This is a genomic window from Peribacillus sp. TH27 (genome assembly GCF_016650915.1).
GTDB classification, from domain to species: Bacteria; Bacillota; Bacilli; order Bacillales; family DSM-1321; genus Peribacillus; species Peribacillus butanolivorans.
This window is the reverse complement of sequence record NZ_JAEKEV010000002.1, coordinates 4,013,273-4,029,251: the sequence shown is the minus strand read 5'-3', so window position 1 is coordinate 4,029,251 and position 15,979 is coordinate 4,013,273. Positions and strand designations below refer to the sequence as shown.

At 38.8% G+C, this 15,979-nt stretch carries 13 protein-coding genes; 7 read left to right on the top strand and 6 right to left on the bottom strand.

Going from position 1 to position 15,979, the window contains the following annotated elements; all coding sequences use genetic code 11:
- Window positions 1-14: 14 nt before the first annotated feature.
- The 6 genes from JFU24_RS20830 to JFU24_RS20805 form a co-directional block, all read right to left on the bottom strand.
- Window positions 15-1,262 (bottom strand): amidohydrolase, encoded by a 1,248-nt coding sequence (locus tag JFU24_RS20830; protein ID WP_201250385.1) that lies wholly within the window; start codon window positions 1,260-1,262, stop codon window positions 15-17.
- A gap of 24 nt (window positions 1,263-1,286) precedes the next feature.
- On the bottom strand, window positions 1,287-2,534 hold the full coding sequence (locus tag JFU24_RS20825; RefSeq protein WP_201250384.1) for an amidohydrolase family protein: 1,248 nt from the start codon (window positions 2,532-2,534) through the stop codon (window positions 1,287-1,289).
- Between the two features lie 168 nt (window positions 2,535-2,702).
- Window positions 2,703-4,268 (bottom strand): glutathione ABC transporter substrate-binding protein, encoded by a 1,566-nt coding sequence (locus JFU24_RS20820; RefSeq protein ID WP_201250383.1) that lies wholly within the window; start codon window positions 4,266-4,268, stop codon window positions 2,703-2,705.
- Between the two features lie 131 nt (window positions 4,269-4,399).
- Window positions 4,400-5,884 (bottom strand): amidohydrolase family protein, encoded by a 1,485-nt coding sequence (locus JFU24_RS20815; RefSeq protein ID WP_201188053.1) that lies wholly within the window; start codon window positions 5,882-5,884, stop codon window positions 4,400-4,402.
- 34 nt (window positions 5,885-5,918) lie between these two features.
- On the bottom strand, window positions 5,919-7,394 hold the full coding sequence (locus JFU24_RS20810; RefSeq protein WP_201223004.1) for an amidohydrolase family protein: 1,476 nt from the start codon (window positions 7,392-7,394) through the stop codon (window positions 5,919-5,921).
- A gap of 66 nt (window positions 7,395-7,460) precedes the next feature.
- Window positions 7,461-9,017: a glutathione ABC transporter substrate-binding protein gene (locus JFU24_RS20805; protein WP_201223002.1), complete on the bottom strand. Its 1,557-nt coding sequence runs from the start codon at window positions 9,015-9,017 to the stop codon at window positions 7,461-7,463.
- Between the two features lie 208 nt (window positions 9,018-9,225).
- Between JFU24_RS20805 and nikC the strand changes: the two genes are divergently transcribed.
- From nikC to JFU24_RS20770, 7 genes are all read left to right on the top strand, one after another.
- Window positions 9,226-10,128: a nickel transporter permease gene (gene nikC / locus JFU24_RS20800; protein WP_201186728.1), complete on the top strand. Its 903-nt coding sequence runs from the start codon at window positions 9,226-9,228 to the stop codon at window positions 10,126-10,128.
- A 12-nt stretch (window positions 10,129-10,140) separates the two neighbouring features.
- Entirely contained in the window at window positions 10,141-11,061 is a 921-nt protein-coding gene (nikB, locus tag JFU24_RS20795) for a nickel ABC transporter permease (RefSeq protein ID WP_053347726.1), read from the top strand.
- A 12-nt stretch (window positions 11,062-11,073) separates the two neighbouring features.
- Entirely contained in the window at window positions 11,074-12,096 is a 1,023-nt protein-coding gene (locus JFU24_RS20790) for an ABC transporter ATP-binding protein (protein ID WP_201250382.1), read from the top strand.
- A 2-nt stretch (window positions 12,097-12,098) separates the two neighbouring features.
- Window positions 12,099-13,085 carry an ABC transporter ATP-binding protein gene (locus JFU24_RS20785; protein ID WP_201250381.1) on the top strand — a complete coding sequence of 329 codons (987 nt, stop codon included), beginning with the start codon at window positions 12,099-12,101 and terminating at the stop codon, window positions 13,083-13,085.
- A gap of 124 nt (window positions 13,086-13,209) precedes the next feature.
- Complete coding sequence (locus tag JFU24_RS20780) at window positions 13,210-13,944, top strand: sensor histidine kinase (protein WP_242485376.1); 735 nt, start codon at window positions 13,210-13,212, stop codon at window positions 13,942-13,944.
- Window positions 13,941-14,639 (top strand): response regulator transcription factor, encoded by a 699-nt coding sequence (locus tag JFU24_RS20775; protein WP_053347730.1) that lies wholly within the window; start codon window positions 13,941-13,943, stop codon window positions 14,637-14,639. The genes JFU24_RS20780 and JFU24_RS20775 overlap by 4 nt, the downstream gene beginning before the upstream one ends.
- Before the next feature lie 3 nt (window positions 14,640-14,642).
- Window positions 14,643-15,971 carry a transporter gene (locus JFU24_RS20770; protein WP_201250380.1) on the top strand — a complete coding sequence of 443 codons (1,329 nt, stop codon included), beginning with the start codon at window positions 14,643-14,645 and terminating at the stop codon, window positions 15,969-15,971.
- Window positions 15,972-15,979: the final 8 nt, after the last annotated feature.

The following is a 15,979-nucleotide window of genomic DNA, read 5'->3' as shown; positions in this document are numbered from 1 at the left end:
CTTGTAATAGACATTCAATTTGCCTTCAAAGCAGATTCACAGTTGAATCCACCGTAAACCAAATTTCCATTGACGATAACCGCAGCACGCCTTGATCTTCTAGCAACTGCCTCGGCAGAGCATGATGCATCTACTAATACCATACTTGCATCATCTCCAACATTCGGCCATAAACGATTTCCTTCATCGTCTAGTGTCTTAACCCCGCCCGTAATGAATTGGAGGGATTGAGTCAATGCATACTCATCCTTCCAGTTGTACCTCTCAGCTAATCTACCTGCCTTTTCAAGCATATCTCCTGTACCGAATGGAGACCATGAGTCATAAAAACCATCACATCCAAGAGCTACGTGTACACCCTTTTCATGAAGTAAATCAATGGGGGGAATTACCCGGTTTATCGGAACAGTAGACATGATGGCTATTCCTAAGTTTGATAAAATACTAGCCAGATCATTTGATTCTTCAATTGGGACATCCCCAATTGCAAATGCATGACTAACAGCCACTCTGTTTTTCCACCCTGCTTCTTCGATTAAAGAAGCCAGTTTCTTGATTGTATAAAATCCAAGATGACCTGGATCATGTATATGGATATCAATATCTGCATCAAACTCAACAGCTAAATCCACCATTTCATATAGTGAAGCTTCTATATTATTATCAACTCCACCAGGATCTAAGCCTCCCACTAAGGACGCTCCTTCTTTCATCGCCTGTCTCATTAATGCAGTTGAATTTGTTCTTAGCAGCCCATGTTGGGGAAAAGCCACTATCTCGTGTGTCATTTTCCCATTAAAACTCTCTAGTGCTTTCTGAATTTCTTCTAAATTCTTCAAACCAATGTATGGGTCAATATTAACATGAGTTCTGACATGTGTGGCGCCACCTTTTAACAGAAGATGAAGCATCTGCTCAGCTCGGTGTTGTCCTGTTTCGGCGAGTTCAGCGAGCTCCACCGCTTCTAAGTTTAAGCGCTCCATTAAATTCGGAACCGGAATGCATGATTTCCATGGCAGTCCTAAATAGGTCTTGTCAAGATGGTTATGCATTTCTTTAAAAGCAGGAAGTGCAAGTAAATTTCTTGCGTCTTGAACTGGTAAATGAGTTTGCAAAGGAACATTAGCCAATTGAATTTCCTTAATGATCCCGTCATTTATAAAGATATTGTATAGGGCAGTCTTTGTTCCATCAATTCTTTCATTCTCAAATACATATCCGCTATCAAGTGTAACGTTAGTAAGCCAGTACGCTTTATACATTAAATCACTCTCTTTAATAGAAGATTAGACACCTGTCTTCTCAAAAGATGAAATAGATCCACTTACAACATTACCTCTAAAGATGACAGCGGCACGTTTTGACCTTCTAGCCACCGCTTCTGCTGAACAGCTGGCTTCAACCAGAACTATATTCGCTTCATCCCCAATATTAGGCCATGTCTTGACTCCTTCTTGGTTTAATGGAGTCTTTCCTCCTGTAATGAATTGTAGGCTACTAGCTAAAGATCTTTCGTCAATCATGCGAAATCTCTCTGCAAGGCGACCGACCTTTTCAAGATTGTCCCCGATACCAAAAGGTGTCCAATGATCAGTAATGCTATCATTACCCAATTCAACTTTTACGCCTTTTTCATGTAACAGAGGGATTGGGATCGTTCTGAAAATAGGCACTGTGGATGTAATGGATATTCCTAATTCCGAAAACCTTTCGGCTATACTCGTTGCCTCTGAAACTGAAAGATCGGCCAAACCGCTGGCGTGGCTCACAGCTACTCTTCCTTGCCATCCTGCGTCTTCCGTTATGGAAGCAAGGCGTTGCATAGTAAAGAGTCCAAGCTGATCTGGATCATGTAAATGAACATCAATATCGGAATTCGATTCAACAGCAATATCCATGATTGTTTCAAGAGACCGTTCTATATTTTCATCAATGGAGGCAGGGTCCACTCCACCTACAAGATTCGCCCCATTCTTCATGGCCTCCCTAATTAGCCCTACGGAGTTGCTGCGTAATAGTCCATGCTGTGGAAATGCGACTATTTCATGAGTTAATTTATCTTTATATCCTTCTAACGCTTGTAATGTAGCCTCTAAATTTTTCAAGCCTATAACGGGGTCTACATTACAATGGGTGCGTATATGAGTAGATCCGAAGTCCAATAATAAATCCAACATTTTTTCTGCTCTTTCTTTGACAGTAGGTAATAATTTAGGAAGTAATACCTGTTCTTCTTCTATCCGGGTTTTCACACCATTAATTGCTGGCATACAAGCCTTCCAAGGACCACCATAGTAAGTTTTATCAATATGAATATGCATTTCTTTAAACGAAGGGACCATCAGAAGGCCACGAACATCATATTGTGGGTTTTGATCTGTTATAGATTCCTTTGCTAAAATAATAGAAGAAATTTTTCCGCTTTCAATCCTAACGTGGTAATTTCCGGTTGCGGTACCAGTAATCGTTTCATTTTCATTATAAGTAAATCCATTTTCCAAACGTACATTCGTTAACCAATACGATTGTGACATTAAACTCACCCTTCCACTCCAGATTGAACATGCATCTATTTCATTATAATTCTAAAGGACATTTTATAAATTCAGGATTTTTACTCATTTTTATGTTATTTTTACTTTTTCATCTCCAACGAAAAAGCTCATCCTGGACTGGATGAACTTTTTCTTCATATATTATTATCACTTTAATGTTATGTCATTAATCTCTAGATAGCCTGAAGGACTGATTGAAAACCCTTTTACTTCTTTCGAGACTGCGGCAACATTTTCAATGACCCTTACAGGAATATATGGGGTATCACTCAGCTCAATCTCTTGTGCCTCTGCGTATAGATCTTTGCGTTTTTCCTCCTCTTTTTCTTTACGGGCAGCATCTATTAAATTATCAACCTTTGGATTGCTGTAAAAGAAGGTATTTCCAGCCGCGCCCTGTGAATCCGTATGAAAAAGATTATATTGATTATAATCAGCATCTCCCGTTGCATTTCTCCAACTGATTATAAACATTTCCGATTGCCCTTTATTTACTTGTTCAACGAACGAACCGTACTCCATGACCTGAACCTTCAAATGAATCCCGATACCTTTTAACTGAGATTGAAGTACTTCTGCCAAATTAACTCTTTCTTTACTATCCATTGTTAGAATAGTTGCATCAAGACCTTTAGAATAACCAGCATCAGCCATCAATTTCTTGGCTTCTTTAAGATTGTAATCATAGGTTTTTAGATCAGTGTCGTACCCGAATACCTTAGATCCCATTAAGGAATTTGCCTTTACACCAACATTATTAAAGACACCCTTAATAATGGAATCCATTTCAATGGCATGGGCTATAGCTTTACGGACACGGACATCATTAAACGGTTCTTTATTGACATTAAATCCTATATATTCGGTACCATACCCTTCATTGCGGTAAACATCCATAGCCGCTGAGGATTCTACCTGGTCCATGACAGCTACAGGAAGAGGTTCTGCAATATGCGCTTCTCCCGTTTCTATCATGGATATTCTTGTAGAGTCTTCTGGGACAACCTTGAAGATAACTTTGTCCACCTTTGGCTTGTCTCCCCAATAATTTTTGTTTTTCGTCAATGTAATTTCTTGGCCTGGTGACCATGAATCAAAAACAAAAGGACCGGTCCCATTCGGTTCTTGGATAATTTTCTTTCCATACTTTTCAATAGTTTTTGGACTTATAATCCCTCCTTCATGATTCGCTAAGATAGAAAGCAGTGGGGAAAAAGGTTCCTTTAGAATGAATTGCACGGTATATTCATCAACTGGTTTCACTTCTTTTACCATATCGAATACTACGGCTCTAGGAGAAGCAACATTCGGATCTAATAGTCTGTCAAACGTCTTTTTTACTGCATCCGCATTAAATGGTGTGCCATCATGAAACTTCACATCATGTCTAAGCTTAAATTCCCAGGTTGTGTCATTTATCTGGTTCCATTTTTCTGCTAGCATAGGCTGTATCTCACTATTTTTATCTCGTTGCACAAGCCCTTCATAGATTTTATGGTGAGTAACACTAGCGGCATTAATCGTGGACATAAATTGCTGATCCAAATTCTCAGCATCTGATAAACGAGCAATAACTAAGGTTCCCCCTTCCTTTGATGCTTTGTTCGGATCACTTGCTTTTGTGCTTACGTCATGATTAGAAGAACAGCCAGTAATTACGATAGCCACAATTATGACTAGAAAAAAATTCCTTATACCTCGTTTTAACCCCATGGACTTCGACCTCCTGCTTTTATTTTGTTTCCGTGACCATTTATCTAATTATAGGAAATATTCAGAAAATTTATTTTGAAAATCTTTACTATATTTTTCATTTTCTTTACTTGTTTTTAATAAAATAATGTTCATGCTTCTGTATGATCTATCGATTCTACAACCTTAAACGACGGCTGAAACAATTCCTTCTCTGAAAGCTGCTGATAATCTCTTTCCATATATCCTCTTCTCATCTTGTTAAAATATTTTTGTCCCTTGTCTTTGATTACTTCCATATCAAGATTAGGTATATTTTGATTTTCCATGACTATCCTGCCATTAATGATAGATAATTTAACGTCTCTTCCAGATCCACTAACGAACATGGTTCGAATGGGATCATCTATTACACCCATATGAAAACTGTCTAAGTCAATCGCAATAATATCTGCTTTTGCACCTACAGCAATACGGCCGAGATCGTTCCTCCCAAGGAAAGCAGCCGCACCAAGAGTGGCTGACCGAAAGAGATCGGCATACGTAGAGCCTTCAACCTCTTTTTCCACCAGCCGTGAGAGCATACTCCCTGTCCTAACATTCTGAAACATATCTGGAGGGAAGGTATCCGTTCCAAGCGCTATATTTATTCCTGACCTTTTATATTTTGCAAAGGATTCTAAAGCTGAACCATGCCTCCCGATAATTAGAGGGCAATGAATCACTGTTGTATTTGTTTCTTTTAGAAGCGCTAAGTCATCACCCTTGCCGTATCTCGCTTCACTATATCCTGACACAAAATGGGCATGCGGTATCCCTGTTCTTGGACCCAGAAAACCAAGATCGTACAAATACCTAATAGGTGTTACACCATGTTCTTCCAATATGGTGTTGAACTCAAAACTTCCTTGTGCAGCATGAAGCTTTATGGGAACCCCTAATTTTTCACTGTAATACTTTGTCTGAAGCAAATTATCTTCAGTTTGAGACTCGATACGTTCTGGGGCAAGCATCCCTCTAACCAATCCTTCAAAGGCTCCATCAAGTTTTTCTACAAACTCTACAGCTCTCTGTAATCCAGCTTCCCCCGCTTTTTCATCCCAGTGTAGTTTTATATTTCCATCAGGCTGGACGACTCTAATCCCAGATTGATAACTGGGTCCTAGGTAAATTCTTAACCCTAAGCTAGCCGCATGTTTCGCTGCAGATGCTAATTCTTCATAGGTTTCAGCCCAGCCTTTATAAAAAACAGAAGTTATAGGCATGGCTGTTGTTACCCCATGAAGAATGAGCTGTGAATAAGCATATAAAGATTTAAAGGACTCTTCTTCCTCGGTCATTAATTCATGATGTCCCCTTTCTATATATTGCTCTGACCAGAGAAGGTTTTTCTGTCTATTAGAACCAGCTTCTAAATGTAAAATATCATGGTCAATGTCCCCTAATGCATTTAAATCTATAAACCCAGGACTAATGATAGCATTACCAGCGTCTATCACCTCATCTACTTCTTCAGTATAATTTTTTCCAACATACACAATCGTGTCTTTTTCATAAACAATCTCCGCATTTTCCAAAATGACATGGTCGCACCCATCATAACCAATTACGTATCTTCCTTTAAGTTTGATTTTCATCTTATTCTCCTTTCCACATAGCAGCAGTGTTTTCTCATTCGTCATATCTCTTTTCATCTACATATGCACGGGCATTTCCCCAGAAATATTTCGTCGGCTGCATATATTTTTCGAGTCCAGCACGCTTTATCGTTGAAAACGCCTCTTCATTTGCCTCATTTAGTACTGTACTTTCATGAACTGTTCGTACATTTCGCCCTTCCATAATTAATTTGCCGTCGACAATGACATGCTCCACATCATTCGCCACTGCTTGAAATACAAGTCTATGAACATGCATGAATTCTGGAGTCAGATGCGGCTGATGCAGATTGACTGTGATGACATCCGCTTTTTTCCCAATCTCGAGGGAGCCTATTTCATCATCCCAGCCAATGCATTTCGCTGCATCTATCGTAATCATTTCTAATAGCTTGCCAGGGGGTAAATAATAATAGTCTCTAAGTGCTGCTTGGTGAACAAACTGTGTTTTCCTCATTGCCTGAAACATATCAAAACTTGTAGAAGGGGAAGTCCCATCTGTAGAGATTGCTACAGTTGCACCCATTTCTAATAATTCAGTTATAGGGGTACGTGCATGAACCTGCCCAAATCCAGGAGATGCACTAACATTAGTACCTGTTTCTGCAAGTATCCTTGCCTCATCAAAGGAAATACCGCGACAATGCTGTAAATGGACATCGGGACCCAACAAGGCATTTTCCTTATCCTGTATCGCTAAATGAATCATCCCACCAAAGGCATCAGAGTGTATCCTTGTGTCATATTTCCTGGCAATTTCTCTAATTTTTTTCGCTTGATAAAGATCATGATTATTTAACCCATAAAGCCTGTCAGGAGATGTGGGATTGGAGGGATCAACGGACGTAACAATGACAAATGGTGTAATAAACGCTCTCGTGCGGTCTTCATTTGCATGATTCAGCGCTTCAATTACAGCTTCTGCCCCCATTAATACTTCTTCATAGGAAACTTCCTTTACAATTCTTTTTCCGTCAATCCATCGGCTGAATGAATGAGGCCATGGAGGGTTGCAAGGACCCGTGCAGACAACCTCTCTAACACCTACTTCAGCGTACGCTTTCGCATGATTTATTGCGAAAATTGGATCATCGGATCGTGGCATGGAGCCTAAAACACTTACACCTGTTGTCACGCCAGCCTTTAATCTCTCTAGAGAGGAGAGTTTTCCTTCGTAGTACCAAAAGTCATCTGTTACAAAATGTTTATACGTGTTTGTCATAATAGGCATCCAAAAATCAATATTCTCCATAGCAATTGTTTTAAACATAGAATGTCCTCCATGACCATGAACATCTATTAATCCAGGCAATATACATTGATGGCTACAATCAATAACTTTTTTTGCCTCATACTTCGATTTCAGTTTTTCTGTTAAATCAACGTCTAAAATTCTTCCTTGGTTTATGGCGATGGCACCATCTTGAAGAATTCGTCTATTTTGATCCATAGTTATCACAGTCCCATGAATGAGCAGCAAATCAATCATATTTTCCCTCCTAATTGAGAAGACAGCATAACGGCCGTATGCTGTCTGCCCTTTTTGATAAATTCTCTACTGCACAGTTATGTCATCAAGCATTAAATAATTTGCTGGATTCAGCCAAAGTCCTTTAACAGTTTCTCCATAAACGGCTAGATGTTCATAGTTACGGATTGGAACATATGGTACTTCTTCTCTTTCAATTTCTTGTGCTTTCGAATATAGTTCCTTACGTTTATCTCCATCTGATTCTTTACGTGCTGTTTCAATCAATTTATCCACTTCAGGATTACTGTAGAATGAACTATTTCCAGCAGCACCTTGGGATTTGCTATCAAAAAGATTGAATTGATTATAATCTCCATCTCCCGTAGCATTGCCCCAACCACCTATTGAAACCTGATGTTCACCTTTAGCAGTCGCGTCAATATAAGCCCCATATTCAAGAACTTGAATTTTGACCTTAATTCCAATTCCTTTTAACTGGGATTGAATTACCTCTGCCATATTTATTCTTTCCTTACGATCACTCGTTGTTAATGTAATCTCCAAGCCATCCTTAATTCCGGCTTCCTTCAACAGCTTTTTCGATTCATTTATATCATAGTCGTATCCTTTTATATCTGGATCATAGCCAAAAACCTTCGGGCTCATTGTGGAATTTGCCTTCGTACCAACATCGTTATAAACGCCTTTAATAATAGAGTCAACCTCAATCGCATGCGCGACCGCTTTACGAACACGTACATCATCGAATGGCTTATTCTTAACATTAAAGCTTAGGTATTCAACAGCAAGTCCATCTGTGCGATATAAATCCATTGTGTCTGATGCTTCAATCCTATCAATCTCAGTCACGGGTACTTGATCAGTCACATGTGCTTCACCTGTTTCAACCATCGCAATTCTCGTAGCATCTTCAGGAACAACCTTGAATACTACCCCATCAATCTTAGGTTTATCTCCCCAATAGTCCTTATTTTTTGATAGTGCAATCTCTTCTCCTGACTTCCAAGATTTAAAAACAAATGGTCCTGTTCCAACAGGATTTTGGCCTAGCTTGTCACTATTTTCTGTAATGGCTTTGGGACTTAAAATGCTCCCTTCATTACTTACTAATATGGATAATAGTGGAGCATAAGGGTATTTCAGTTTAAATTGTACAGTCGTTTCATCAACTACTTTGATTTCTTTGATCATTTCCAATTTACCCGCTTGAGGAGAAGATGTTTTTGGATCTAGTAATCTGTCAAAGTTAGTTTTTACCGCTTCAGCATTGAATGGTGCTCCATCATGGAATTTCACTCCCTCACGCAGTTTAAACTCCCACGTTACATCATCGAGCTGTTTCCATTCTTTTGCGAGCAGAGGTTGTGGTTCCATGTTTTTGTCGGGAACAACCAATGTTTCATAAACCTTTTCATATACAACATTTGCTGAAGGAATGTCTGTAATGAAATGAGGGTCTAGGGTAGTCGCGTCAGATAGCCGGGCGACGACTAGTGTTCCCCCTTCTTTCGCTTCTCTTTCTGGTTCCTTGCTGCTGGTTTGATCTGATGTACATCCAGATAAAACCGATGAAATACCTAATAACGATGCAAATAGTAATCCAACCATACCTTTTCTCATTATTTTTCCTCCCTTTCATACTTGCTTTTGTTTTCCAAGCAACTTTTTTCTATTAGTACATTGGGCATATTCAAATTATAAAAAAAAACAAAATTTTATATTTTCAGAATCTTTACTCATTTTTTTATTATCTTTACTGCTTTTCCGCATCATATTTACTTCAATACCTATTTTGAATAAATTTAATGAAAGAAAAGGAGGAGTTGCCATGAAGCCAGAGGTCGTTATAAATAATACCGAATTAAATCTAAACAACAAAAAATCTTCAAAACTAAAACACTGGAAAGCCTTTTATAAAAAGTTTAAGAGAAATAAATTGGCATTGATAGGCGGGTACATCGTACTTTTTTATATTTTATTAGCCATTTTTGCACCTTTAATTTCACCACAGGATCCCTATGAAATTGATTTAGTCAACAAACTCCAGACACCCTCAGCAGATCATTGGATGGGAACAGATGATAAGGGAAGAGATATTTTAAGCAGATTATTATATGGAACCCGTCTTTCATTATCTGTTGGATTTGTCTCTGTGTTCTTCGGGGCGTTTATTGGCATACTCTTAGGATTAACAGCAGGCTATTATGGAAAATGGATTGATACCGTCATTATGAGGATTGTTGATGTTCTACTTGCTTTCCCAGGAATATTGCTTGCCCTTGCAATTATAAGTGCTCTAGGGCCAAGTTTAATTAACGTAATGGTAGCAGTTGGTGTCTTTTCAATTCCTATGTTTGCACGTATTGTACGGGGTTCCACACTTTCAGTCAGGAAGCTTGAATATATTGATGCCATTCGTGCATTAGGTGCCACTGACTTCACGATTATTTTCAAACACATTTTCCCTAATATTCTTTCACCTGTCATCGTTCAAGCTACATTACGTCTAGCTACAGCCATTCTATCGGCAGCCGGCTTGTCATTCCTAGGACTAGGAGCTCAGCCTCCTTCACCAGAATGGGGAGCCATGTTAAGCAGCGGACGAGATTATTTGTTCAGTGCCCCTCACATCGCTTTGTTTCCAGGAATCGCCATATCAACACTTGTACTCGGATTCAACGTCTTCGGTGATGGACTAAGAGATGCCCTAGACCCAAGAATGAAAAAATAAGGAGGAGAGAAAATGTTTGTATTTATTGTCCGGCGAATTTTGCAAACCATACCGGTATTACTAGGAGTAAGTCTTGTGGTTTTTCTCATCATGCAGATGGTTCCCGGAGACCCGGCAACCCTGCTTGCAGGTGAAGGAGCAACTAAAGAAACGATAGAAATGATTCGACATCAGCTTGGCTTGGATCGTCCAATCCTCTATCAGTACTTTGACTATGTAATCCATGCTGTACAAGGTGATTTTGGAGAATCACTTCGTAGTAGCCGCCCTGTTTTGGACGAGATTTTGGTCCGCTTGCCAATCACCCTAGAACTTGCCCTTGCAAGTATTTTTATAACCGTTGTCCTTGGAATGGTGGCGGGAATTATCTCAGCCACTAAGCAATACTCAGCAGCTGACATTTCTATCATGATCGTTGCTTTATTAGGAATCTCTTTACCTAGTTTTTGGTTAGGTCTGATGCTTATCTACTTTTTTTCCGTTAATCTTCAGTGGTTTCCTGTTTCAGGTTGGGGAACTATTAATCACATGATTCTCCCAGCTATTACCCTTGGGGCGGGAGGAGCTGCAATTGTAGCTAGAATGACAAGGTCAAGTATGCTCGAAGTTGTTCGTCAAGACTATATTCGTACAGCAAAAGCCAAGGGATTAAAAGAGCATGTCATTATATATAAGCACGGTCTAAAAAATGCGCTTATCCCTGTTATTACAGTCGTTGGTCTTCAGTTCGGTGCGCTCCTTGGCGGTACCGTATTAACAGAGTCCGTATTTGCCATCAATGGACTTGGTAGGTTAATAGTTGATGCCATTAGAACGAGAGATTTACCAATGGTACAAGGCGGGGTCCTTATTGCATCTGTTATCTTTGTATTTATGAATCTAGCTGTAGATGTCCTCTATCGATACTTTAACAAGCGAATAGACTTAAATTAGGGAGGTACTAAGATGAAACAGTTTGAAGAAAAAATACTGGAAGTTAAAAATCTGCAGACCTACTTTTTTACTGATGAAGGAACGAGTAAAGCAGTTAATGGAATTAGTTTCACCCTAAACAAAGGGGAAACTCTTGGAATTGTAGGGGAATCTGGGAGTGGTAAAAGTATTACTTCCTTATCACTATTAAGGTTAATCCAATCCCCTCCCGGAAAAATTACCGGGGGCAGCATCCTTTTTAAAGGTGAGGATCTACTTACAAAGACTGAAAAACAGATGCGATCCATACGTGGTAATGAGATTTCTATGATTTTTCAGGAACCAATGACATCATTAAATCCCGTTTATTCAGCGGGTGAACAAATTGCAGAAGCTATAAGACTTCATCAAAAGCTAGGAAAAAAAGAAGCTTGGAACAAAGCAGTTGACATGCTTCGGCTTGTCGGAATCCCCTCTCCTGAAAAAAGGGCAAAACAGGAGCCGCATGAACTAAGCGGCGGAATGAGACAAAGGGTCATGATTGCAATGGCACTTGCATGCCACCCTGAGGTATTAATAGCGGATGAACCTACAACAGCCCTTGATGTGACGATTCAAGCCCAAATTTTAGAGCTAATAAAAACCCTGCAAAAGGATTTCGGTACGGCTGTCATTTTGATTACTCATGATTTAGGGGTCGTATATGAAACATGCGACCGAGTAGCTGTCATGTACGCAGGAAAAATTGTTGAATACACACTGGCAAAAGAGATATTCACAAATCCTAAACATCCATACACGATTGGTTTATTGAACTCCCTACCACGTCTCGACATGGACCAGGAAGAATTGACTACCATACCTGGGACTGTTCCAAGTCCATACAATATGCCCAAAGGCTGCAGCTTTGCACCCCGTTGTACACATGCAAAGAAAATTTGTGAACAGGCCGTACCAGATCTTCAAACAACCGGCCCAAGTACCCAGGTCAGCTGTTGGATGTTTACCCCCCAATGGGAGAAAGAATATGACGCTCAAGAGAAAGTAGGGGTTTAATAATGGTATTACCAGTTGTAGAGAAAAAGGTTCTGCTAAAAGTAAATCAATTGAAACAATATTTCCCAATTAAGGGTGGGTTTTTCGGGAGAACTATTAATCATGTAAAAGCTGTTGACGACATTAGCTTTAATATCTATCAGGGAGAAACCTTGAGTATAGTTGGTGAATCTGGCTGTGGTAAATCGACAACTGGACGGGCCATTCTTCGATTAGATGAACCTACAAGTGGGAGTATACACTTTCAGGATAAGGATTTACTAAGTTTAGGAAAAAAAGAAATGAGGAGTACAAGGAAGGATTTGCAAGTTATTTTTCAGGATCCATTTGCCTCCCTTAATCCTAGACAGACTGTAGGACAAATTCTCGGAGAAGCCTTATCCATACAAAATGTAGTGCCTAAAGAAAACCGAAAGAGCAGAATTGAAGAATTATTAGGCCATGTCGGCTTGAGACCAGAATCTATGGAAAGATACCCACACGAATTTAGCGGGGGCCAACGGCAGAGAATCGGTATTGCACGGGCACTTGCAGTAGATCCAAAATTGATCATTTGTGACGAAGCTGTATCTGCACTTGATGTCTCTATTCAAGCGCAAGTACTAAATTTATTAAAATCATTACAACGACAATTCGATCTTACCTTTCTTTTTATTTCACATGATTTAGGTGTGGTTAGACATATCTCGGATCGTGTAATGGTCATGTACCTAGGAAAGATAGTCGAAATTGCTGACAAAAAGTCCATTTTTGAACAGCCGCAGCACCCATATACACGGGCATTACTATCTGCTATCCCAGTTCCAAATCCAGTGCAAGAAAGAGAACGAATTCTATTAACGGGTGATGTCCCCTCACCTATTGATCCTCCAAGCGGCTGCCGCTTTCATACACGGTGTCCTTTTGCTATAGATATCTGCAAATCACAGCTACCTGAATTAAAGATTTCTGCCCAAAATCATCAAGTCGCTTGTCACATCGTGTCATAAATTGTAATAGATTTCCGAAGGAGTCTTTAGTAAGATACTAATAAGCAGAATTATTAAAGTTATATAAAAATATTATCATTAGAGGTTCATAATGCTTAGTTACGAGGGATTTACATTATTAATCATGCTTTTTATTTTAGCTCCTATCATGGGAGCTATTGCTCTTTTATTTCTGTTTGTATTTGAGAAGAGAATTGATCTTCTTGAAAATAAAAACAAAGAGATACGGCTGGAACAAGCACTCCAAGAAGCCCAATATAATAAATTAAACCAGCAAATTCAGCCTCACTTTTTGTTTAATACACTAAATGTCATATTAAGCTTGGCACGTTTAAACAGAACGACAGAATTGATACGTGCCCTAGAGGCATTTTCGCAATTCTTAAAATTCAAGTATAAAGCATCTGAACCATTAATTCCCCTAGCTCAAGAAATTCAGTATACTCAGCATTATCTAGATATTCAAAGTCTTCGCTTTGGTGATCGGCTTAAGATAGATATGGAGTGCCCCGACCAATTATTAATTGCACTAGTTCCACCCTTCATTCTGCAGACTTTAGTTGAGAATTCGTTTAAACACGGTTTAGAAAAAAAAGTGGGAGAAGCACTTCTTAGTATCCGATTCTATCAGGATTCCCAGACGATATATTTAGAAGTAATAGATAATGGTTTAATGGTAAAAGCCACTTCCTTTACAGAGAAAGGCGGTCATGGCTTAGACAATATCCAAAAACGTTTAGATTTGTACTTTAGTAACCGTGCACAAATAATTATTTCTTCTAATGAGTCAGGAACAAGGGTAAAGGTAGTTTGGCCACTGGTTTATGATAAGAGAGTTGAGGAGGGAGCTTCGGAATGAATGTTTTATTAGTTGATGACGAACCATTAGAACTTGAACAAATGGAATATATGATTCAGTCTATATACCCTTTTTGGAAGTTTCACAAAGCCGCTGATGCCTGTCAAGCACTTACCATCAACCAAAATTTCAAAATAAACCTCGCTTTTTTAGATATTAATCTACCTGGGCGATCCGGTCTTGAATTTGGTGAAGACCTGAGGGCGGTAAACAAAGAAGTAGAAATAATAATGGTTACAGCACATCAAAGTTTCGATTATGCCCAACAATCCATAAGAATAGGAGTGGTTGATTATTTAACGAAACCTGTAATTGAAAGTGATTTGCATAAAGTTCTATCTAAGTATAAAAAACAAGACTCATCTCATGATTATTCAAGCCTAATTCATCATTCGCTTTCATTTATTCATGACAATTTTGCTGAAAAAATCTCTCTTTCCGACATTGCTCGTGAAGTACATACAAACCCGACCTATTTGAGTAGGAAATTTCACGAAGAAGTCGGCGCTTCTTTTACAGAATATTTAATACATTATAGAATACAAGCCGCTAAACGATTTTTAACCAATAACACGAGTTGGAACATATCAGACGTTGCTGAAAACTCAGGTTTTAATAGTCAACATTATTTCAGCACTATATTCCGTAAGACAGAAGGAATAACGCCAAAAGAGTTCCGTGAGAAAGGAAAATAAACATTGCGTCCTCGTTCATTTCAAGAATACGTACAAGGCCCTATTCAAATTGGGATGGGCTTAGGAATTATCTCCCTCCTGGCACGTTGGGTGACAGGAACCACGATATTATCCTCTCCTGAGTCCATGGTAAAGTATGGAGTTTTCGGAGGAATTGGCTATGCTCTAATGGGAGCTATTGCTCTATTTATGTTCAGTTTTATAGGGCGGAGAGTTCGACAGGATTTCCCTGTGGGATTGACTATGGGAGACTATTTAAAAACCAGACTTCATCCCCTTGGATATTGGATATTGATAGTGATTCTGGTATTAACTAGTTTACACACTTTATTCATTCAGGGAATGGCAGCGTCTACCCTTTGTCAATTTCTTTTTGATACGCCACTTTATGTAGGGTTGTTCTTCTTTTTCTGTTTTTGTGTTCTTTTTGCTGGATTCGGCGGGTTAAAATTTATTCACGGAATCGCATCTTTTCAAGTCATTTCTATGTTTGCCGCCGCTATCTTAATTCCATTATACTTTTTCGTCAAGGAAGGGATTCAACCTGTTTATGATGGGATCCGTCTATATCACCCATATATGCTAGTAATCAATAAGTATGATTTATGGAATTTTATTTTTGCAGGGCTTCTAGTAGGGTTCGGTCAGTTTTTCTTTGACCTCACATCATGGCATCGTCTATTTATGATAGAAATAAAAAAAGTCCCCTTAACATTTTCCTTATCTGGTCTTATATGGATTACATTCCCATTATCCTTTTCATCTCTTTTTATCATGGTTATCTTTACAGGTGGGTTCACTGATATACATTCTATTTTAGTTGGATTAGCTAACAAGATTACGACACCTTTCATTTTTATTCTTTTCATATTATGTGCATTTAGTGCAATCACCTCCACATTTGGTGCCTGTCTACATTCATTAATAAGCTTAATTGTGGCCAATATTTTAGAACCTTTCCAAACTAAAAAAAGTGACCAGCAAAAAATAAGAATGGCCTATCTTCTATCAATCTTGATTGGAGGAATGGTTTTTGTTGCTACACTCTTCAATTCTCCAACCTTATTAGAGCTTTTATTTTATTCTGGAAATATATATTCAGCATTGCTAGCACCATTTCTGGCAATAGTATTTAGTAAAGGGCAAGTTGCGAATTTCATTCCAATAAGCGCAGTATTAGCTATAGTTATCTCATACATTATTCAACCTTACATAAGTGATTTTCAAAGCATTTGGTTTAGTGGGTTAGCTTCATTTACCATTATAGTGATTTGTACGATTCTTTCGTTCATTAAGACTAAATGGAGATTTTTTAAAACTAAACTGAACTAATTACGGAG

Bases quoted from the DNA above. Each gene is read 5' to 3' on its own strand.
- JFU24_RS20830 (WP_201250385.1), bottom strand. From the start codon at position 1,262: ATGTATAAAGCGTACTGGCTTACTAACGTTACACTTGATAGCGGATAT.
- JFU24_RS20825 (WP_201250384.1), bottom strand. From the start codon at position 2,534: ATGTCACAATCGTATTGGTTAACGAATGTACGTTTGGAAAATGGATTT.
- JFU24_RS20820 (WP_201250383.1), bottom strand. From the start codon at position 4,268: ATGGGGTTAAAACGAGGTATAAGGAATTTTTTTCTAGTCATAATTGTG.
- JFU24_RS20815 (WP_201188053.1), bottom strand. From the start codon at position 5,884: ATGAAAATCAAACTTAAAGGAAGATACGTAATTGGTTATGATGGGTGC.
- JFU24_RS20810 (WP_201223004.1), bottom strand. From the start codon at position 7,394: ATGATTGATTTGCTGCTCATTCATGGGACTGTGATAACTATGGATCAA.
- JFU24_RS20805 (WP_201223002.1), bottom strand. From the start codon at position 9,017: ATGAGAAAAGGTATGGTTGGATTACTATTTGCATCGTTATTAGGTATT.
- nikC (WP_201186728.1), top strand. From the start codon at position 9,226: ATGAAGCCAGAGGTCGTTATAAATAATACCGAATTAAATCTAAACAAC.
- nikB (WP_053347726.1), top strand. From the start codon at position 10,141: ATGTTTGTATTTATTGTCCGGCGAATTTTGCAAACCATACCGGTATTA.
- JFU24_RS20790 (WP_201250382.1), top strand. From the start codon at position 11,074: ATGAAACAGTTTGAAGAAAAAATACTGGAAGTTAAAAATCTGCAGACC.
- JFU24_RS20785 (WP_201250381.1), top strand. From the start codon at position 12,099: ATGGTATTACCAGTTGTAGAGAAAAAGGTTCTGCTAAAAGTAAATCAA.
- JFU24_RS20780 (WP_242485376.1), top strand. From the start codon at position 13,210: ATGCTTTTTATTTTAGCTCCTATCATGGGAGCTATTGCTCTTTTATTT.
- JFU24_RS20775 (WP_053347730.1), top strand. From the start codon at position 13,941: ATGAATGTTTTATTAGTTGATGACGAACCATTAGAACTTGAACAAATG.